Origin of the sequence: Paraburkholderia fungorum (genome assembly GCF_902833645.1) — a bacterium.
Lineage (GTDB): Bacteria > Pseudomonadota > Gammaproteobacteria > Burkholderiales > Burkholderiaceae > Paraburkholderia > Paraburkholderia fungorum.
The window spans coordinates 134,412-154,738 of record NZ_CADFGE010000014.1 but is presented as its reverse complement, the minus strand read 5'-3'; the positions used below and the strand labels follow the sequence as shown (position 1 = coordinate 154,738).

Below are 20,327 nucleotides of genomic sequence, written 5' to 3'. Positions count from 1 at the left end.
GCGAATTGTTAGTAAAACCGTTTTTGGGGAAACCATTCAGCATGAGTTTGATGACCAAGCTAGGCCTGCGGACACTTGTAGCGTCGTGCCTGATCGCCGTCGGCGGCGCCGCCAATGCCCAGCTCAACGTCCTTGTGACGGGCGTCGGGTCCACCCAGTTTCCGATCGCAACGGCGAATTTCGCCAATGAAGCAAACTCGCCGCAGCAGGTCAGTACAATCGTGCGTCAGGATCTGCAACGCAGTGGAAAATTCACGAATATCGACGCGGGCAGCACGCCGGTCGCGGAATCCGATTCCGTCGACCTCGGCAGCTGGAAAGCCAAGGGCGCCAATGCGTTCGTCGCGGGCAGCGTGAACCGTTTGCCGAATGGCCAGTATGAAGTGCGTTTCAAACTGTACGACACCGTGAAGGGCGAAAGCCTTGGCGGCCTCGTGCTGGTGAGCCCGGAAAGCGGCTTGCGCATGAGCGCGCACAAAGTCGCGGACTATATCTACGCGAAGCTGATGGGCAGCCGTGGCGTGTTCGCCACGCGCCTGTCGTATGTCATCAAGACCGGTGGGCGTTATCAGTTGCAGATTTCCGATTCGGACGGCCAGGACGCGCACATCGCGTTGTCGAGCCCCGAGCCGATCATCTCGCCCGCATGGTCGCCTGACGGCACCAAGGTCGCTTACGTTTCGTTCGAAAAGAAAAAGCCCATTGTCTACATCCACGATCTGCCTACGGGCCGTCGCGTGATCGTATCGGACCAGAAGGGTAACAACAGCGCGCCGGCGTGGTCGCCGGATGGCCGCACGCTGGCTGTCGCGCTCTCGCGCACGGGCAACACGCAGATTTTCGCCGTCAATGCGGACGGCAGCGGCCTGCGGCGCCTGACGCAAGGCAGCTCGATCGACACTGAACCGTGCTTCTCTCCCGACGGCCAGTGGATCTACTTCACCAGCGACCGTGGCGGTCAGCCGCAGATCTACAAGATGTCGGCTCAAGGCGAGAGCGCCGGCGCCGCGCAACGGGTAACGTTCACGGGCAGCTACAACACCAGCCCGCGCGTGAGCCCGGACGGCAAACAGCTCGCCTATATCTCGCGCGTCGGCGGCGGGTTCAAGCTTTATCTCCAGGACCTGCAAGGCAATACGGCCACGGGCCTGACGGACACCACACATGACGAATCGCCGAGCTTCGCGGCGAACGGTCAGTACATTCTTTACGCCACACAGGTGAACGGCCGTGGCGTGTTGGCCGCAGTATCGACCGACGGTCGCACTCGGCAGGTCCTGTCCGTTCAGGGTGGCAGCGTACGCGAGCCATCCTGGGGCCCGTTTATGCAGTAACGTTGATGCAATAACACAAGGAGAGTAACAAAATGATGTCTAAACTTCGTTTCGCATTTGCCGTATTGATGGTCGGTGCGCTGGCCGCATGTCACTCGGGCGTCAAGCTCGATGAAAACGCTAACAAGGGTGGTGCAGTTTCGACGCAACCGAATCCGACCGATGTCGCTCAGGTCAACGTCGATCCGCTGAACGATCCGAACAGCCCGCTCGCCAAGCGCAGCATCTACTTCGACTTCGACAGCTACTCGGTCAAGGACGACTACCAATCGCTGCTGCAACAACACGCGCAATACCTGAAGAGCCATCCGCAACGTCACGTCCTGATCCAGGGCAACACCGACGAACGCGGCACCAGCGAGTACAACCTGGCACTCGGCCAGAAGCGTGCTGAAGCTGTGCGCCGTTCGCTGTCGCTGATGGGCGTAGCAGACTCGCAAATGGAAGCCGTGAGCCTCGGCAAGGAAAAGCCGCAAGCGACCGGTCATGACGAATCGTCGTGGGCACAAAACCGCCGCGCCGACCTCGTGTACCAACAGTAAGTAACGGGTGATGAGCCGAATGACGCATCGTTTCTCCTGGCTGCGGTTTGCCGCAGCGGCCTGCGTCGCGGGCACGGCCTTCGCGGCTGTGCCCGCGCATGCGGGTATCTTCGACGACGATCAGGCCCGTCAGGCCATTCTCGATCTGCGTTCGAAGACCGATAGCCTGTCGAGCCAGCTGTCGGCCGCACAGCGCACGATTCTCGATCAGTCCAACCGTCTCGATCAGCTGAATCAGCAGGTCGCGACGTTGCGTGGGCAGAACGAGGATATGGGCAACCAGCTCGCCACGCTGCAAAAACAGCAGAAGGACTACTACACCGATCTGGACACGCGGCTGAAGAAATTCGAGCCGCAGCAACAGACGGTGGACGGCGTCCAGGGCGAGGTGCAGCCGGGTGAAACCGATTCGTTCAATGCGGCTTCACAGCAGTTCCGCAACGGCGACTTCAAGAATGCGGCGGCGTCGTTCCGCAGCTTCATCTCCAAGTATCCGAACAGCCCCTACCAGCCGACCGCGCAGTACTGGCTCGGCAACGCGCTGTATGCACTGCGCGACTACAAGGGCTCGACGGCAACCTGGCAAGGTGTGGTGAAGAACTACCCGCAACATCCGCGCGCGCCGGAAGCGCTGCTCGCGATTGCGAACAATCAGCTCGAGCAAGGTCAGAAGGCTGCAGCCAAAAAGACGCTCGAGCAGATCGTCGCGCAGTACAGCGGCTCGGACGTCGCGCAGTCGGCTCAGAGCAAGCTGTCGCAGATCAAGTAGTCGCGTCGCGCAGGGTTAGTGCAGTTGATGTAACGCGCAGTGGCTGCGCAGTCTCCAAATCAAGGCCACGCGCGCCTCTCGCCGGAAAGCCCGGGGTAGCGATACCTCGGGCTTTTCACTATCTGAAGTGCGGATATCCAAACTAGCCACCATGGGTTGACAGCCCACAGGAGCTATCGCTATAATCTCGCTTCTCTTTTGGGTCGTTAGCTCAGCTGGTAGAGCAGCGGACTTTTAATCCGTTGGTCACAGGTTCGAATCCCGTACGGCCTACCAAAGATTTAAAGGGCTCAGCGCAAGCTGAGCCCTTTTTCTTTTGTGAGGCCAACGCCCCACGCTCCGCACGCAACCTCAGTGCAATCCCTGTTTCGTACGGCTGTACCCGACGAGCAGCGGCACCATCTGCGCGTATAGCTTCGGGTTGCCCGCGGCAGTTTCGCCGACGCGCAGAAAGTCGGCGCCGCCGGCATAGTCGCCAACCAGCCCACCGGCTTCCGTGATCAGCAGGCTGCCGGCCGCCATATCCCACGCGCTTGATCCCTGTTCGAAGAAGCCGTCGAGGCGGCCGGCCGCGACATTCACAGGATCGAGCGCACCTGCAACGGTCCGACTCGGCGAGGCTCAGGCTTCAGAAGCGCCCACGTGGGAAACATTCTCACAACACAGACCGCCACACCGCACACAGCCCCGAGACTCTTCCTACAACGTGCCTATTCGATACCGACTGAGATACAACGGACTCCGAACATTGATATTTATTGAGACGTGAAGACATGCAATGATCGCCGCCGATTCCGCTCACGGTGCCATTCCGCGTGAGCAGACGCTCTGGCAAAACCGCAGCGCTCCGCGCTTTCATTCCATCGACATGACCAATTTTCTGTTCGGCCTTATTTCGAACCTTGTTTTGCTGGCCATCGTGCTGAGCGTGTGTCTTCTGTGCAACCGGCTCGTACCCGGCGCCACACTCAATGGTCCGCACGTTTTTGTCGCACTGGCTTCAACGGCGCTGCTGCTCGACGCCGCACTGACCTTTCTCGTGTTCGCCGATGCGCAGAACCGCTACGGCAGGTTCAGCTCGTCGAGTGCATTCTTCGAACGCGGCAGCGCTTATGTGGTGGCAGCCATTGCCGCTCTGGCATGGCAGCATGTAACGCGTCGCGCCCGTCATGCCAAAACAGACAACAACACGCTGGTCATTCGCACATCTGCGTATTCCGAATCCCATCTGCCGATGTAACGCCGCACGAACTGTTTTCGTGCGTCACGCAATGCGCATCGTCGTCAGGAACGGACCTTGCGTACGGGCGCGCCGTCGCCTATAACTTCCGAAGACCGAGAGTTACCGTTTGCGCCCGTCACCGGGCATTTGCCGCTGTATTGCACTCCCGCCGTTCAATCAGTCGAAGGCAACTTAACCAACGAGGAACATCTTGGATCTCGATACCGTACGCGTGTTCATCATGACCCGAGGCATCGACCTCGGCACCAAGGTACTCGGCGCGATCGTGTTGTGGATCGTAGGCCGCTGGGTCATTGGCCTGATCACCGGCCTGCTTCGCAAGCTGCTGTCGAAAAACGGCCGGGTCGATCCAACCCTCGCTCATTACCTCGGCTCGATTCTCGGCGCACTGCTGAACCTGCTGCTGATCCTCGCGATCCTGCAGGTATTCGGCGTTCAGACGACCTCGTTCGCCGCCTTGCTCGCCGGCCTCGGTCTCGCTATCGGCACTGCGTGGGGCGGCTTGCTTGCCCACTTCGCGGCGGGCATCTTCATGCAGGTGCTGCGGCCGTTCAAGGTGGGCGATTTCGTTATGGCGGGCGGCGTCACAGGCACGGTCTCGGAACTTGGGCTGTTCGGCACGACCATCGTGACGCCCGACAATGTGACAACGATCATCGGCAACAACAAGATCTTTTCGGACACCATCTCGAACTACAGCGCATTGCCGGTGCGGCGCGTCGAACTGACCGCGAAGATCGCGAACGGTGTCGATCCTACGGATGCGATGAACCGGCTCAAGGCGGCCGTTACACAAATTCCGAACGTGGCCGAAAGTCCTGCTCCGGATATCGAAGTATTGAGCTTCACGCCTGAAGGACCGCTGCTGTGCGTGCGCCCCTACACGCACACCGACCATTACTGGCAGGTCTACTTCGACACCAACCGCGCGATCATCCAGACCTTCAGGGAGGCGGGCTATCCGACACCGGAAACACCGCTTGCACCGCGCATAGTCAGTTGAGCCCGATTGGGGCTTAGGCCGCTGGATGGAGGTTGACGTTCGCTGAGATGAGGTCTGCAAAAAAAACGGCGTCGCGAGTTTCGCGACGCCGTTTGTTCTTCTGCCCGGTGCGAGCTGCAGAGTCAGCGGGTGCCCGCCTTCGACGTGTTCTTGCGCGTCATCTTCCATACCGCGCCAAGCACAACCGGCACCACGGCCGCGCCGATACCCACCAGCACGATCAGGTTCAGATACTGCCGGATGAACGGAATGTTGCCGAAGAAGTAGCCGAGCAACACGAGCAGGAGCACCCACAAAAGCGCCCCGAGAATGTTGAACAACTGGAACCGGCTAACTGTCATTTCCGATGCGCCGGCAACGAACGGGGCGAATGTCCGCACGACCGGAATGAAGCGCGCCAGCACGATAGTTTTGCCGCCATGCTTTTCATAGAAGTTATGCGTCTTCTGCAGCGCGGCACGGTCGAGAAAGCGCTCGAGAAGCGGGATATGTGAATTGAACACCCGCGGCCCGATGGCCCGTCCGACCATATAGTTCACCGTGTTGCCGGCGATCGCGGCAACCAGCAGCAGCACGATCAGTAACCCGAGGTTCATTTCACCGGTCGCGCAAAACGCGCCGCCGATGAACAGCAGCGAATCGCCCGGAAGAAACGGCAGAACAACCAGCCCGGTTTCACAGAATACGATCAGAAACAGCACCGCATAGACCCAGGCGCCGTACTCGTGAATAAAGACTCCCAGAAACTTGTCGATGTGCAAGACAAGATTGGCGAACTGCAGCAGCGTGTCCAAAAAGCGTCCTTTATTGAGCGAATGTGAGCGTGGCAGGAATGGCCGCTCGAGCGGCCTTGCGGATGCTGAGCGGCGAACGCGTGTTCGCCGCCGGAAACTGACCGCGTCATGATACCGAAAGTGCACGGATGCGATTAAAAATCTGCCGTGCGGGACCGATTTGCTACCGTGCGGCAGTTCAGTGGCAGCGGCGCAAGAGCACCTCAAACCGCGCCTTCGGTCCGCACCCGGCCTGCCCGCGCCGAATCGCTATAATTTCGCCATGTCAGAATTCTCCGAAACGCCTGCCGGCACCGCCGACGCGGCCACGGTTTCCGCCGCCGCGCCCGCCCCACGCCCGTTGCGGGCGATCCAGCCCCTGCCCGATCAACTGATCAGCCAGATTGCCGCTGGCGAAGTGGTCGAGCGGCCGGCCTCGGTGGTCAAGGAATTGCTGGAAAACGCGCTCGACGCCGGCGCGCAGACGCTGCGCATCCTGCTCGACGAGGGCGGCGTCAAACGCATCTCAATCACCGACGACGGCTGCGGCATCCCCGAAAACGAGCTCGCGCTCGCGCTGATGCGTCACGCAACCAGCAAGATCCGCTCGCTCGCCGAACTCGAAGCGGTTGCCACACTGGGGTTTCGCGGCGAAGCGCTGGCGTCGATTGCGTCCGTCGCGCAAATGAGCATCACCAGCCGCACGGCCGACGCGCCGCACGCCGTGCGTGTCGACGCGCAAACCGGCGTGCTGAGCCCCGCCGCTGGCACGCAAGGCACCACGATCGAAGTCCGCGAGCTGTATTTCAATACGCCTGCACGGCGCAAATTCCTGAAAAGCGAGCAGACTGAACTCGGCCATTGCCTCGAACAGATTCGCCGCGCCGCGCTGGCACGGCCGGACGTGGCGATTTCAGTCCTGCATAACGGTAAGGCGGTCGAACACTGGAATGCCAGCGAGCCGCCCGCGCGGGTCGCGAAGATTCTTGGCGAAACCTTTGCGACGGCGCATTTGCCGCTCGACGAATCCGCCGGACCGCTCGCGGTCTACGGTTGCGCGGGGCTGCCGACCGCGAGCCGCGGACGTGCGGACCAGCAATACTTCTTCGTCAATGGCCGCTTCGTGCGCGACAAGCTGCTCACGCACGCTGTGCGCGCCGCCTACGAAGACGTGCTGCACGGCGATCGCTATCCGTCATACGTGCTGTTTCTCGATTTGCCGCCGGAAGCCGTCGATGTAAACGTTCACCCGTCGAAAATCGAAGTGCGGTTTCGCGATTCGCGTTCGATCCACCAGTTCGTGTTCCATGCCGTGCAGCGTGCGTTGGCGCGGCACGCGGGTGCGTCGCCGGAAACCACCGCCGGTGGGCATGCGGCGCATCTCGAAGCGGCGACGGGCGGACCGGCTTCGTTCGGCGCTACGCCGCTGGGCGGTGCGGGTGCGGGAAGCGGCGTGGGCTTCGGCACGGGGGCAGGCGCGCCTGGTAGTGCGGCGGGAGGCGGATTCGGCGCCTCGCAGCCCGGCAATACCTGGATGCGTCAGGCGCGCATGACGCAGGGCACGTTGCCGGTCGCGCAGCCACTGGCCTTCTATGACGCACTGTTCGGCCGCAGGGACACGAACGCCGGCACGGCGGAAGGCGCGACACTATTCGAAGCGCGCGATTCGGCTGCGGAAACGCCGTCCCCGTACAACACCTCGGGACCGTACGCGTCGCCTGCTTTCAATGCCTCGGATGAGCAACCGCTCGGCTTCGCCCTCGGCCAGATTCACGGTATCTATGTGCTTGCGCAAAACGCGCACGGACTCGTGATTGTCGACATGCACGCCGCGCACGAGCGCATCCTGTATGAGCAGTTCAAGAACGCACTGGCCGATCGTACGATTGCCGTGCAGCCGCTGCTGATCCCGCAAACGATGCAGGCCGATCCGATCGAAATCGGCACGGTCGAAGAAGAGCGCGACACGCTGGACGCACTCGGCTTCGATCTCGCCGTGCTGTCGCCGACCACGCTCGCGATCCGCGCAGTGCCCGCGCTACTGAAAGACGCCGATCTGCAGGCGCTGGCACGCGCGGTACTCTCCGACCTGCACGCGTTCGGCGGCTCCCGCGTGTTGACCGAGCGTCAGCACGAACTGCTCGGCACACTCGCGTGCCATCACGCGGTGCGCGCGAACCGGCGTTTGACGCTCGATGAAATGAACGCGCTGTTGCGTCAGATGGAGGCAACCGAACGCGCCGATCAATGCAACCACGGGCGTCCCACGTGGTATCAGTTGACACTGTCCGATCTCGACCGACTGTTCATGCGCGGCCAATGACGGTGCGCCTGACTACGCTGATTCGGCGCGCGCCGTCTTGCCCATGACCTCAAGCACTTCACCCACGCCCGCGCCGGTTCCTTGCCTGCTCGGCCCGACCGCGTCCGGCAAAACCGCTGCCGCGCTGGCGCTGGCCGCACGCAGACCGGTCGAAATCATCAGTGTCGATTCGGCGCTGGTGTATCGCGAGATGGATATCGGTACCGCCAAGCCCACACCGGAAGAACGCGCGGTGGCGCCGCATCATCTGATCGATATCGTCGACCCGGCGGATTCCTACTCGGCAGCAGAGTTTCGCAGCGAAGCGTTGCGCCTGATCGGCGAGATCAGCGCGCGCGGGCGGCTGCCTTTGCTGGTTGGCGGAACCATGCTGTACTACAAGGCGCTCACGCAGGGACTCAACGACCTGCCCGCCGCCGATGCCGACGTGCGTGCGACGCTCGACGCCGATGCCGCGCGTGACGGCTGGCCGGCGCTGCACGCGCGGCTCGCGGCGGCCGATCCCATTACAGCCGCACGCCTCGCGCCAAACGATTCGCAGCGAATTCAGCGCGCGCTTGAAGTTTTCATGCTGACGGGGCAAGCGATGTCCGCTCTGCTGGCCGCGCCCGCCCGAACGGACGACGCCGCTTTGGCCTGGCGCTTCGTGCCGATTGCGCTTGAGCCATCCGAGCGGAGCGTGCTGCATGCTCGCATCGAGAAGCGCTTCGACGCCATGCTGGCCAATGGCTTTATCGACGAAGTCGTGAAATTGCGCGAACGCGGAGATTTATCGCCCGAGATGCCCTCCATGCGCTGCGTGGGATACCGGCAGGCCTGGGAATATCTCGACGGCACGGTCGACTATTCGACCATGCGGGACAAGGGGGTCTTTGCTACCCGGCAATTGTGCAAGCGGCAACTCACATGGCTGCGCAGCATGACGGAGCGGGTTGTGGTGGATTGCTGCGATCCCGGCGCGACTGCGCAGGCCGTGAGCTTGATTGAAGCGATGATCTGAGGTTTTTTACCCGCGCGGCGCTCTTTGTGTGCGCCGCGCGGGCCGACCGGCCTTGAGTCAGGCGCGGATTAGACGACCACCGTCTGAGCTTCGCCTGCCGCGCTTTCGCGGATCACGCCGATCTTCCAGACCTGCTCGCCGGCGGCCGACAACAGGCCGATTGCCGCATCGGCGTCAGCAGCGGACACCACCACGGCCATGCCAATCCCGCAGTTGAACACGCGATGCATTTCCGCATCCGCCACGCCGCCGTGTTTCTGCAGCCACGAGAACAGCGGCGGCAGCGGCCAGCTGCGATGATCCAGCTCAGCCGTCAGGCCTTCACGCAGAACACGCGGAATATTCTCGACCAGGCCGCCGCCGGTGATGTGCGCCATACCCTTGACAGCGATCTGCTGCATCAAGGCCAGCAAAGGCTTCACGTAGATATGCGTAGGCGCCATCAACGCGTCGGCCAGCGAGCGGCCGTCAAAATCCGCATTCAGATCAGGCTGCGCGCGCTCGATGATCTTGCGCACCAGCGAAAAACCGTTCGAATGGATACCACTCGAAGCCAGACCCAGCACCACGTCGCCCGGGGCGATCGTGCTGCCGTCGATAATCTTGCTCTTTTCCACCGCGCCGACCGCGAAACCGGCCAGATCGTACTCGCCGTCCGGGTACATGCCCGGCATTTCAGCCGTTTCGCCGCCGATCAGCGCACAACCGGACAGTTCGCAACCATGCGCGATGCCCTTCACGACCGTTGCCGCGGTACCGACGTCCAACTTGCCGCAAGCGAAATAATCGAGGAAGAACAGCGGCTCGGCGCCCTGAACCAGAATGTCGTTGACGCTCATTGCCACCAGATCCTGGCCAACCGTGTCGTGTTTGTTCAGTTGAAACGCGAGGCGCAGCTTGGTGCCGACGCCGTCGGTGCCCGATACCAGCACGGGTTCCTTGTACTTCTTCGGCACTTCGAACAGTGCGCCAAATCCGCCGATGCCGCCCAGCACGCCGTCGCGCATCGTCTTTTTGGCAAAGGGCTTGATCGCGTCGACAAGGGCGTCGCCCGCGTCGATGTCCACGCCGGCGTCGCGATAGGACAAACCTTGGGCATCTGGAGCGGATTTGGGTTGATTCATGGGGAAGAGCAAGAAGGTCGGTAAAATGCGATTTTACCCGATGACGACCCGAGTTGGCGCTTCAGCGCCTACTCGGGTCCCATACAGAGTTGACGACCCGAGTTGGCGCTTCAGCGCCTACTCGGGTCCCATACAGAGTTGACGACCCGAGTTGGCGCTTCAGCGCCTACTCAGGTCCCACACCGAGTTGCCGGCCGGCTGGCTGGAATTTGAATCATCCTGAATCTTCCGGTCGGGACGACACCTGGGAAACAAACTTTGCAACAGAACTCCTCGATCCTGACACCTGTGCAGCGCCGCGCCTTTATCTGGCTGGCGATCGCGCTGGTTGTCGGTATTCTGCTCTGGCTCCTGAGTCCGGTCCTCACGCCGTTCCTGCTCGGCGCGATTCTCGCGTACATTCTGCAGCCGGGCGTCGCGTGGATGGTGCGCCGGCGTGTGCCGCGCGGACTCGCCGCCTTGCTGATGATGCTGCTGTTCACGTTGCTGATGACAATGCTCGTGCTGCTGGTGCTGGCCGTCATCCAGAAAGAAGGCCCGCAGTTGAAACAGCAGGTGCCCGTGCTGTTTGCGCATGTGAGCGCGTGGCTGCAACCCAAGCTTGCGTGGCTCGGTCTCGCCGACTCGCTCGATTTCGCCAGTATTCGCGATCTCGTGATGGGGCAGCTCGAAGGCAGCGCGCAACAGGTCGCGATGTATGCATGGACCTCGATCCGCACCAGCGGCAACGTCATGATGACGGTGGTCGGTAACCTCGTGATGGTGCCGCTTGTGCTGTTCTATCTGCTGTACGACTGGAATCGGATGCTCGCGCGGGTGCAGATCGTGGTGCCGCGCCGCTGGCTCGACAAGACGCTGCAACTCGCGCGCGACATGGACCAGATGCTGTCGCAATACCTGCGCGGCCAGTTGCTCGTGATGGGCGTGCTCGCGGTCTATTATGCGATTGCGCTGACCATCGCCGGTTTCGAGATCGCGCTGCCGGTAGGTATCTTCACCGGCCTCGCGGTGTTCATCCCGTACATCGGCTTTGCGACCGGGCTTGCGCTCGCGCTGCTCGCGGCGCTGCTGCAATTCGGCGACTGGTATGGCTTCGGCGCGGTTGCGTTGATTTACGGCGTCGGCCAGATCGTGGAGAGCTTTTATCTCACGCCGCGCCTCGTCGGCGAGCGGATCGGCCTGCACCCGCTCGCGGTCATCTTCGCGTTGCTCGCGTTCGGCCAGCTGTTCGGCTTTTTCGGCGTGTTGCTGGCGCTGCCGGTCAGCGCGATTCTGTCGGTGGCGATGCGCGAGTTGCGTCAAAGCTATCTGACGAGCACGCTTTATAAAAACTGAGTCACTGACTGCTCATTGACGTTTCAGGGCCCGAGGTTCGGGCCATTTGCGGCCCAAGCCCCATTTTCGGCATTAACCTACTGTGCTTCGTCAACTGACGCTCGATCTCGGCACCCCGCCGCCATCGACATTCGACAATTTCTTCGCCGGCGCCAACTCCGAGCTGGTCACGCGGCTACGCGAGCTCGACAACGCGCTCGCGGCCGGCCCGGTGGCCGATCGCACCTTCTACATCTGGGGCGAAGCCGGCAGCGGCCGCACGCACCTGCTGCAGGCGCTCGTTCACGAAGCGCCGCCGGGCCATGCCCGCTTTGCGGGCCCGCAGAGCAGCCTCGCCGCCTTCACGTTCGACCCGCGCGTCGCGCTGTATGCGATCGACGATTGCGACGGCCTGTCCGCGGCCCAGCAAATCGCCGTGTTCAACCTGTTCAACGAAGTGCGCGCGCATCCCACCAGCGCGCTGGTCGCCGCGGGCAATGCGCCGCCGATCGGCATGACGGTGCGCGAAGATCTGCGCACGCGCCTCGGCTGGGGCCTCGTGTTCCACCTCGCGCCGCTGCCGGACGAGGGCAAAGCCGCGGTGCTCAAACACGCGGCGCGCGAGCGCGGCATCATGCTCGCCGACGACGTCCCCGCCTATCTGCTGACGCATTTTCGCCGCGACATGCCGAGCCTGATGGCCCTGCTCGACGCGCTCGACCGCTTCTCGCTCGAACAGAAACGCGCGGTCACGCTGCCGCTGCTGCGCACCATGCTGGCCTCGCCCGAGGCCGACGACCGGCGCGGCGCGGCCGGCTCATCGGCTGCATCCGCGTCGGCCGCCGCCTCATCCGCGTCCCCCGACGCCGCTTCAAGTAAAATAGGCCCCCATGGCTAACCTCGCACTCTTCGACCTCGACCACACGCTCATTCCCACCGACAGCGACCACGAATGGGGCCGCTTCATGGTGAAACAAGGCATGGTCGACCCGGAAAACTTCGCCCGTGAAAACGACCGCTTTTTCGCCGACTACAAAGCCGGCAAGCTGGACATTCACGCTTACCTGATCGCCATGCTCACGCCGCTATCGAAGTACACGCGCGCCCAGCTTGCCGATCTCCACGCGCAGTACATGCATGAAGTGATCACGCCGGCGATCTTTCCAGTCGCGTTGGAGCTGGTCAGGGAGCACCGCGAAGCCGGCGATCTGTGCTGCGTGGTCACCGCCACCAACGAATTCATTACCCGCCCGATCGCTCAGGCGTTCGGCGTCGACGCGCTGATCGCCTGCGAGGCGGAAACCGTCGACGGTCAGCCGCATTCGCCGTACACCGGCCGCCCTACCGGCACGCCGAGCTACAAGGAAGGCAAGATCGTCCGTACCGAAGCGTGGCTGGCATCGCTCGGCAAGACCTGGAGCGATTTCGAGCACAGCTATTTCTATAGCGACTCGCACAACGACATCCCGCTGCTGGAAAAGGTCACCGATCCGATCGCGACCAATCCCGACGACACATTGCGCGCCCATGCGCAGGCCAAAGGCTGGCGCATCCTCGAACTCTTTCAACCCTCGTGATCAAAAAACTTATCCGCAAGCTATTCGGCCAGGACTCGGCGCCCGCTGACAACGCCTCGCCCGCCGCAGCCGAAGCAGACGAAGCCGGTGAATCGCCGGCACGCAATACATCCGGCGCCGGCAAAACGCGCCGCAAACCGGCGCGCCCCGTCGTCAAAACCGTGCGGGACCCCGACGTGCCGGTCATCATTCCGCACGACGTGCACGGCATCGATCAGTCGCTGATCTCACGGAACGCGATTCGCGTTACCGAGGGCCTGCAGGAAGCGGGGCATCGCGCGTTTATCGTCGGCGGTGCGGTGCGCGATCTGCTGCTCGGCATCAAGCCGAAAGACTTCGACGTCGCGACCGACGCCACGCCCGAACAGGTGCAGAAACTGTTCCGCCGCGCCCGCATCATCGGCCGCCGGTTCCAGATCGTGCACGTGCAGTTCGGCCAGGAAATCATCGAAACCTCGACGTTCCGCGCGCTGGTCGATCCGCCCGCGGCCGACGCGGCGCCCCCGCGCCGCCTGAAGCGCGACGAACTCGACCGCCGCACCCATGCGGTAGACGCCAGCGGCCGCGTGCTGCGCGACAACGTCTGGGGCGAGCAGCACGAAGACGCCACGCGCCGCGACTTCACGATCAACGCGATGTACTACGATCCGGCCACGCAAACCGTGCTGGACTATCACAACGGCATGGCCGACATGCGCGCGCGTCTGCTGCGCATGATCGGCGACCCGGCCACGCGCTATCGCGAAGACCCGGTGCGGATGCTGCGCGTGGTGCGTTTCGCCGCCAAGCTCGACTTCGAGATCGAAGACACGACTCGCGCGCCGATCGTCAACATGGCCGATCTGATCAACAACGTACCGGCCGCGCGTCTGTTCGACGAGATGCTCAAGCTGATGCTGTCGGGGCACGCGCTCGCCTGTTTGAAACGTCTGCGCCAGGAAGGCCTGCATCACGGTCTGCTGCCGCTGCTCGACGTCGTGCTGGAACAGCCGATCGGCGAGAAATTCATCACGCTCGCGCTCTCCAATACAGACGCCCGGGTGCGCGCCGGCAAGCCGGTTTCGCCGGGCTTCCTGTTTGCCACCCTGCTGTGGCACGACGTGCAGACGCGCTGGCAGCAATTTGAAGCAAACGGCGAATATCCGGTGCCGGCGCTGCATCGCGCGATGGACGAAGTCCTCGACATGCAAACCGAGAAACTGGCGATTCACAAGCGCTTCTCGTCCGACATGCGTGAGATCTGGGGCCTGCAGTTGCGCCTTGAAAAACGCTCGGGAAGAAGTGCGCTGAAGCTGCTGGAACACCAAAGATTTAGAGCGGGGTATGATTTCCTCCTGTTGCGCTGCGAATCGGGCGAACTCGATGAGTCGGTCGGTGCGTGGTGGACGGAGTTCATTGAAGGAGACGTCGCTGCGCGTGAGACTCTGCTCACGCAAGGCGGGAAGGACCGGAGCCCCAGAAAACGACGGAGGCGCAGCAGTGGCGCCAGAACCCGCAAACCGGGCGACGGAATGGAGGGCGGTTCGCCAGAACGCGCAGCCAACGAGGCGGGCCATGACAGCTCGCACGATGACTGACACGGCGTTGGCTGAGGCCGTCGAACGATAGTTGCAGGAAGTTATGCCATGACGGTTGCTTATCTCGGCCTCGGCGCGAATCTCGGGGACGCGCGCCAGACCCTGAAAGACGCGGTGGTGTGTCTCGCCCAACAGCACACCATCACCGTGCTCGCGAAGTCGAGCTTTTATCGTACTGCCCCGATCGACGCGGGCGGCGACGACTATTTCAACTGCGTCGTGAAGGTCGATACGACGCTCCCCGTGCGGCATCTGCTTGCGCTGTGCCACAAGATCGAACATCAGTTCGGCCGGGAACGGCCGTTTCGCAACGCACCGCGCACGCTCGATCTCGACATCCTGCTCTACGGCGATCAATCGATCGACGAAGCCGATCTGATCGTGCCGCATCCGCGTTTGATCGAGCGCGCCTTTGCACTTGTCCCGCTCGTCGAGATCGACCCGGCGCTGATCATTCCGCAACACGGCCGTGCCGAAGCACTGCTCGAAGGTGTCCGCGATCAACGCATCGAAAAGGTCAAAGGGCCCTGTCAGTGTCCAATGCTCAATGCATTGACTGCCGGCGCCCCCGCCGCGGACAAGGGACGTTGCGAATGAGTTCGCCGCCGCTTACCGTCACCGCCCCGCAATTGCGGCCGCCGTTTGGCTATCTCGCGATCGAAGGGCCGATCGGTGTCGGCAAGACCTCGCTCGCGCGGCGGCTCGCACAGCGCTGGTCGATGCAGGAGTTGTTCGAGCGGCCGCAAGACAATCCCTTTCTCGAACGTTTTTATCGCGACACCGCGCGTTATGCGCTTCCCGCGCAATTGCACTTCGCGTTGCAGCGCGCGCAGCAGGCCCAGGAGGTCGCGGCCGCGCATGTGGCGGGCACACCGCTTATCGCCGATTTCATGACGCAGAAGAACGAGATCTTCGCGCGTCTGACGCTGCAGGAAGATGAGTGGCAGCTTTATCGCGCCCTCGCCGCGCGACTCGACGTCAGCGCGCCGGCACCGGATTTCGTGGTCTACCTGCAAGCCAGTCCTGAAGTACTGTTCGCGCGCATCCAGAAGCGCGCCGTGCCCATGGAACTGCAGATTTCCGATGCGTATCTGCACGCGCTCTGCGACGCCTACAACGAGTTTTTCTATCACTACGACCGCACGCCCGTGCTGACGGTCAATGCTGAACATCTGAATCCGCTCGACTCGGACGCGGACCTTGCGCTACTCGCCGAACGCATCGAAACCATGCGTGGCCGCAAGGAATTCTTTGTCAAAGGCACGTCGCTTTAAGCGGCGCGCTCCCTCTTTTTCCAACGGATTTTCTCCATGACCTATTTGCAGGAAACGAGCCGGAACGCCGTCACCGTGCCGAAACTGCAGGCGATGCGCGATGCCGGCGAAAAGATCGCCATGCTGACCTGCTACGACGCGAGCTTCGCGGCGCTGCTGGATCGCTCGGGTGTCGACGTCCTGCTGATCGGCGACTCGCTCGGCAACGTGCTGCAAGGCCAGACGACCACGCTGCCGGTGTCGCTCACCGACATCGCCTATCACACGGCGAGCGTCGCGCGGGCGCGACCCTCGGCGCTGGTGGTCGCCGATCTGCCGTTCGGCACGTACGGCACGCCGGAGGACGCCTTTAAAAGCTCAGTAGAACTCATGCGCGCCGGCGCGCAGATGGTGAAGCTCGAAGGCGGTGAGTGGCTCGCGGACACGGTGCGTTTTCTGGTCGAACGGTCGATTCCGGTGTGCGCGCACGTCGGCCTGACGCCGCAATCGGTGCATGCGTTTGGCGGCTTCAAGGTGCAAGGCAAAACCGAGGCCGGTGCGAGCCAGTTGTTGCGCGACTCGCTGGCCGTACAGAACGCGGGCGCCCAACTGATCGTCATGGAAGCGATCCCGACACTGCTCGCGAGCGAAGTCACGAAGCAATTGCGGATTCCGACGATCGGTATCGGTGCGGGTCTCGACTGCTCAGGTCAGGTGCTGGTGCTGCACGACATGCTGGGAATTTTCCCCGGCAAGCGGCCGCGCTTCGTGAAGGATTTCATGCAGGGTCAACCGAGCATTCAGGCGGCCGTGGAAGCGTATGTCCACGCTGTGAAGGACGGTACGTTCCCGGGGCCGGAACATACGTTCTAAGTTCGGGCCGGACTTGGGAACCGTCTTGATCACGCGCATCCGGGCACGTTTTGAGACCAGTCTGATATTGTCTTAAAGCCGGGTCATCTATCTTCGTCTACCTTGTTAACGCGGCCCTGCCGCCAGCCGAAGAGAGATGACCATGAGCCCCTTTTGCCTGATCGATGTAGCAGAAATCCGCAGTCACGCCACCGCGCCGCATGACGTGCGCGAAAACACATGGCATGCGCGCCTTGCGGGATGGGTGGCACGCCTGCTGCACGTTCGCCACGCTTGAGCTGCCTGTGGCATGGCGGCACGCGGCGCTCAAGTCCTCGTTCGCCCGCCGGCACGGCCGACTTGTTTGGTCTTTCTTCTATAGCCCTGCGCGCTGCCTTAGCCCACCACGCGCGCCTGTACCGCGCCTCGCAGCGCGTTGCACACCAGAAGCGCTTCCGCATTCCGCACATCGATTCGAGTCAACACGCGTTCCGCTGCGTGAAGGTCGATATCCTCCAGCAGCAAGCCTCGCATGATCCCGGGCAGAACGCCTGACTCCAATGGTGGCGTCCACCACCGTCCCGCCAGCTTCACAAACACGTTCGAGCGCCCGCCTTCGGTCAGTTCACCGCGCTCGTTGAAGAACAACGTGTCGAAGGCGCCCCGCGCTTCGGCTTCGCGCCAGCCACGATCGTATTCGGCACGGCGCGTGGTTTTGTGTCGCAGCAGCGGATCATCGGCATGCGTAACGGGGAATGCATGATCCGGCCCGAGCAACACACCGACGGTCGAGTCGGCCAGCGGCGTCAACACCGCCGCCGTTAATTGCACCGCGCCGTTCTTGCTCAGCGCGAGACGCATGCGGTGCGGAATGTGCGCAGGCAACGCCGCACATTTCTCCGTGATTTGCGCGCGAATTTCGTTTTCGTCGTCGAGTCTGAAACCCAGCGCCGCGGCGCTCGCCGAGAGTCGTGCGAGATGGCGCGATAGATGGCGCACGCCTTCTTCCTGTGTCGCGTACATGGTCTCGAAAAGCTCGAAACCGGGTTCCGCGCCGGTCAGAAAGCTGGCTTTCAATTGGCACTCCGCATATTCGTCGGCGGCCACGCTGTCGAGCACGATGCCGGCGCCCACGCCCATCGTGCCTCGCAGCATGCCGGGCTGTGCGGCCGGGCTTAAGGTCAGGGTGCGGATCGCGACGGACAGGCAGAAGTCGCCGCAAGTGGTGTCGTTTGCGGTGCTTGCGGTGCTTGAGGGCACCTCGAGCCAGCCGATCGCGCCGGTGTAAAGTCCGCGCGGCGTGCTTTCGAGCTCGTCGATCAATTGCATCGTGCGGTGCTTCGGCGCACCGGTGATCGAGCCGCACGGAAACAGCGCCCGCATGATCGCAGCGAAAGACGTGCCGGCCCGCAGCGTCGAATGGACCGTCGACGTCATCTGCCATACCGACGCATACGGTTCAACCGAAAACAACGCCGGCACCTTGACGGAGCCCGTCTGCGCCACACGCGACAGATCGTTGCGCAACAGGTCGACGATCATCACGTTCTCGGCACGATTCTTCGGGTCGTTGGCCAGGAACTCGGCGGCGTGACGATCGGCCACGGGGTCGGTTGATCGCGGCGCCGTGCCCTTCATCGGCCGGGCGCGCAACATGGCGCCTTCTTTCTCGATGAACAACTCCGGCGAGCACGACAAAACCCACTCGTCGCCCGGCAACGCGATCAGCGCGCCATACGGAACCGGCTGGCGCGCCCGCAGGCGCCGATAAAGCGCGGCCGGCGAGCCGAATACATCGAAACCGAGCCGATACGTATAGTTGACCTGATAAGAATCGCCGGCGCGCAGGGCGGCATGGATCGCATCGATCGCTTCGTTGAATTGCGTGGGATCGACGCTCGCGCACACATTCGCTGTGCCCGCCACGGACGGCTCGGCCGTGCCGCCGTCGCGTTCCACGAGCCACGTATCGACGTCGTCGCGAGATAGTTTCTCGCAACGTTCAAACAATAAAAAACGCAGCGTGGCATCGCCACGCTGCGTTTCATTTGATGCCCGGTGAGCCTGGTCGCCATCGAGAAGATGCCGGCCAAACTCATAGTCGGCAAGCACGACGGCATGCAAACCACGCCGAGCATCCGCAGCCACGGTCTCGCACATGAGTTCCAGCTGCGCGGCGTCCACGCACACTCGTTCACGCACAAAACCCGTGTACAGACGACTCGAACGGCGCGCCGCCGTCGCGTCGCAATCGTCGAGCAACGCGAAAACCGCGTTGCGCTCAGCTGCCGTCATGCTTACCGCCAAATCAAACCGCAATTAATCGAAGAAGCTCTTCACCCGATCAAACCAGCTCTTGCTTTGCGGGCTATGCCGCGCGCCGCCTTCCACGAGGGCTTTCTCGAATTGCTGAAGCAGATCGCGCTGCGACTCGGTGAGCTTGACCGGCGTTTCGACTTGCACATGCACGTACAGATCGCCGGCAATGCTCGAACGCAGACCCTTGATCCCCTTGCCACGCAGACGGAAGGTCTTCCCCGACTGCGTGCCTTCCGGCACCGTAAAGCTCGCGCGGCCCGCGAGGGTCGGCACTTCGATTTCGCCGCCAAGTGCCGCCGTGGTGAACGGAATCGGCATCTGGCAATGCAGATCGTCGCCGTCGCGTTCGAACACCGAGTGCTGCTTGATGTGAATCTCGACGTACAGATCGCCCGACGGACCACCGTTGATACCAGGCTCGCCGTTGCCGGCCGACCGGATACGCATGCCGTCGTCGATACCCGCCGGGATCTTCACTTCCAGCGTCTTGGTTTCCTTCACCTTGCCCGCGCCATGGCAGTGTCCGCACGGCTCGGGAATATAGGTGCCGGTGCCGTGGCACTTCGGGCAGGTCTGCTGGATGCTGAAAAAGCCCTGCGACATCCGCACCGAACCCGAACCGCTACAGGTCGGGCAGGTCTCCGGCTTGGTGCCGGGCTTCGCGCCCGAGCCGTGACAGACTTCACACGACACCCAGCTCGGCACGCGAATTTGCGTGTCGTAGCCGTGCGCGGCCTGCTCCAGCGTGATTTCCATGCTGTAGCGCAGATCGGCGCCCCGATACACCTGCGGACCTGCACGGCCGCCGCCACGTGCGGCACCGCCGGCAGCCTGGCCGAAGATGTCGCCGAAAATATCGCCGAATGCATCGGCAAAACCGCCGAAGCCTTGCGCACCGGCTCCGCCCATGTTCGGATCGACGCCCGCGTGACCGTACTGATCGTACGCTGCACGCTTTTGCGAGTCCGACAGCATTTCATAGGCTTCCTTCACCTCTTTGAAATGCTCTTCCGCATCCTTGTTGCCCGGATTGCGGTCGGGGTGGTGCTTCATCGCAAGCTTGCGATAAGCCTTCTTGATTTCGTCGTCGCTCGCGTTCTTTGCGACGCCCAGAACCTCGTAGTAATCCCGTTTCGCCATATCGGTTCAACGCCACTCGCGCAATGGGGCGCGGTGGCTCCTCTTGAATGCTGGAGTCTTGCGACTCGTCCGGCCGCTGTTCACGCCGCTTTCAGGCGGTTCAAACAACGTCCTCCATAAAACAAATGTGCCCGGAGAGCCCAAACAGGCTCACCAGGCGCGATAACCGCTTTGCAGGTTCATG

19 protein-coding genes, 1 tRNA gene and 1 pseudogene are annotated in these 20,327 nt (G+C 62.5%); 16 read left to right on the top strand and 5 right to left on the bottom strand.

The genetic code is table 11. The features are described 5' to 3' along the window. Positions 1–41: 41 nt before the first annotated feature. The 4 genes from tolB (at position 42) to HWX91_RS33285 (ending at position 2,921) form a co-directional block, all read left to right on the top strand. A complete protein-coding gene (tolB, locus tag HWX91_RS33300; RefSeq protein WP_028198811.1) occupies positions 42–1,334 on the top strand; it encodes a Tol-Pal system beta propeller repeat protein TolB in 1,293 nt (430 codons plus the stop codon). Positions 1,335–1,366: 32 nt separating this feature from the next. Next, positions 1,367–1,876: a peptidoglycan-associated lipoprotein Pal gene (gene pal / locus HWX91_RS33295; RefSeq protein ID WP_028198812.1), complete on the top strand. Its 510-nt coding sequence runs from the start codon at positions 1,367–1,369 to the stop codon at positions 1,874–1,876. A 19-nt stretch (positions 1,877–1,895) separates the two neighbouring features. Beyond that, complete coding sequence (gene ybgF, locus HWX91_RS33290) at positions 1,896–2,645, top strand: tol-pal system protein YbgF (RefSeq protein WP_028198813.1); 750 nt, start codon at positions 1,896–1,898, stop codon at positions 2,643–2,645. 200 nt (positions 2,646–2,845) lie between these two features. Next, positions 2,846–2,921 (top strand) — tRNA-Lys (locus tag HWX91_RS33285). A gap of 75 nt (positions 2,922–2,996) precedes the next feature. On the opposite strand, the pseudogene HWX91_RS33280 reads toward HWX91_RS33285, so the two are convergent. Continuing rightward, positions 2,997–3,254: pseudogene (locus HWX91_RS33280) on the bottom strand (inositol monophosphatase family protein); the annotation flags it as partial. A gap of 259 nt (positions 3,255–3,513) precedes the next feature. Between HWX91_RS33280 and HWX91_RS33275 the strand changes: the two are divergent. Next, entirely contained in the window at positions 3,514–3,885 is a 372-nt protein-coding gene (locus HWX91_RS33275) for a hypothetical protein (protein WP_028198815.1), read from the top strand. 193 nt (positions 3,886–4,078) lie between these two features. Next, positions 4,079–4,891 carry a mechanosensitive ion channel family protein gene (locus tag HWX91_RS33270; protein WP_028198816.1) on the top strand — a complete coding sequence of 271 codons (813 nt, stop codon included), beginning with the start codon at positions 4,079–4,081 and terminating at the stop codon, positions 4,889–4,891. Between the two features lie 122 nt (positions 4,892–5,013). Here HWX91_RS33270 and HWX91_RS33265 read toward each other — a convergent pair whose 3' ends face one another. After that, complete coding sequence (locus tag HWX91_RS33265; RefSeq protein WP_028198817.1) at positions 5,014–5,685, bottom strand: DedA family protein; 672 nt, start codon at positions 5,683–5,685, stop codon at positions 5,014–5,016. Positions 5,686–5,947: 262 nt separating this feature from the next. On the opposite strand from HWX91_RS33265, the gene mutL reads away from it, so the two are divergent. Beyond that, positions 5,948–7,987 carry a DNA mismatch repair endonuclease MutL gene (mutL, locus tag HWX91_RS33260; RefSeq protein ID WP_028198818.1) on the top strand — a complete coding sequence of 680 codons (2,040 nt, stop codon included), beginning with the start codon at positions 5,948–5,950 and terminating at the stop codon, positions 7,985–7,987. A 43-nt stretch (positions 7,988–8,030) separates the two neighbouring features. Continuing rightward, the gene (gene miaA / locus HWX91_RS33255) at positions 8,031–8,987 is read left to right on the top strand and encodes a tRNA (adenosine(37)-N6)-dimethylallyltransferase MiaA (RefSeq protein WP_028198819.1); all 957 of its coding nucleotides are present in this window, start codon (positions 8,031–8,033) and stop codon (positions 8,985–8,987) included. A gap of 68 nt (positions 8,988–9,055) precedes the next feature. Here the strand turns inward: miaA and purM are convergent, their stop codons facing one another. Continuing rightward, positions 9,056–10,111: a phosphoribosylformylglycinamidine cyclo-ligase gene (purM, locus tag HWX91_RS33250; protein ID WP_028198820.1), complete on the bottom strand. Its 1,056-nt coding sequence runs from the start codon at positions 10,109–10,111 to the stop codon at positions 9,056–9,058. A 258-nt stretch (positions 10,112–10,369) separates the two neighbouring features. On the opposite strand from purM, the gene HWX91_RS33245 reads away from it, so the two are divergent. From HWX91_RS33245 to HWX91_RS41180, 8 genes are all read left to right on the top strand, one after another. Beyond that, entirely contained in the window at positions 10,370–11,446 is a 1,077-nt protein-coding gene (locus tag HWX91_RS33245) for an AI-2E family transporter (protein ID WP_028198821.1), read from the top strand. Between the two features lie 82 nt (positions 11,447–11,528). Continuing rightward, positions 11,529–12,323: a DnaA regulatory inactivator Hda gene (gene hda, locus HWX91_RS33240; RefSeq protein ID WP_028198822.1), complete on the top strand. Its 795-nt coding sequence runs from the start codon at positions 11,529–11,531 to the stop codon at positions 12,321–12,323. Further along, on the top strand, positions 12,316–13,002 hold the full coding sequence (locus HWX91_RS33235) for a histidinol-phosphatase (protein WP_028198823.1): 687 nt from the start codon (positions 12,316–12,318) through the stop codon (positions 13,000–13,002). The genes hda and HWX91_RS33235 overlap by 8 nt, the downstream gene beginning before the upstream one ends. Then, positions 12,999–14,579 (top strand): polynucleotide adenylyltransferase PcnB, encoded by a 1,581-nt coding sequence (gene pcnB, locus HWX91_RS33230; RefSeq protein WP_028198824.1) that lies wholly within the window; start codon positions 12,999–13,001, stop codon positions 14,577–14,579. Before HWX91_RS33235 ends, pcnB begins: the two co-directional genes overlap by 4 nt. Positions 14,580–14,627: 48 nt before the next feature. Further along, on the top strand, positions 14,628–15,176 hold the full coding sequence (gene folK, locus HWX91_RS33225) for a 2-amino-4-hydroxy-6-hydroxymethyldihydropteridine diphosphokinase (RefSeq protein ID WP_028198825.1): 549 nt from the start codon (positions 14,628–14,630) through the stop codon (positions 15,174–15,176). Next, positions 15,173–15,853: a deoxynucleoside kinase gene (locus tag HWX91_RS33220; protein ID WP_028198826.1), complete on the top strand. Its 681-nt coding sequence runs from the start codon at positions 15,173–15,175 to the stop codon at positions 15,851–15,853. Before folK ends, HWX91_RS33220 begins: the two co-directional genes overlap by 4 nt. A gap of 36 nt (positions 15,854–15,889) precedes the next feature. Further along, positions 15,890–16,705 carry a 3-methyl-2-oxobutanoate hydroxymethyltransferase gene (panB, locus tag HWX91_RS33215; RefSeq protein ID WP_028198827.1) on the top strand — a complete coding sequence of 272 codons (816 nt, stop codon included), beginning with the start codon at positions 15,890–15,892 and terminating at the stop codon, positions 16,703–16,705. A 142-nt stretch (positions 16,706–16,847) separates the two neighbouring features. Further along, entirely contained in the window at positions 16,848–16,982 is a 135-nt protein-coding gene (locus HWX91_RS41180) for a hypothetical protein (protein ID WP_255246808.1), read from the top strand. A gap of 98 nt (positions 16,983–17,080) precedes the next feature. Here the strand turns inward: HWX91_RS41180 and pabB are convergent, their stop codons facing one another. Further along, positions 17,081–18,979, bottom strand: a complete 1,899-nt coding sequence (pabB, locus tag HWX91_RS33210) for an aminodeoxychorismate synthase component I (protein WP_028198828.1) — start codon at positions 18,977–18,979, stop codon at positions 17,081–17,083. A gap of 24 nt (positions 18,980–19,003) precedes the next feature. Continuing rightward, positions 19,004–20,143 (bottom strand): molecular chaperone DnaJ, encoded by a 1,140-nt coding sequence (gene dnaJ, locus HWX91_RS33205; RefSeq protein ID WP_028198829.1) that lies wholly within the window; start codon positions 20,141–20,143, stop codon positions 19,004–19,006. Between the last annotated feature and the right edge of the window lie 184 nt (positions 20,144–20,327).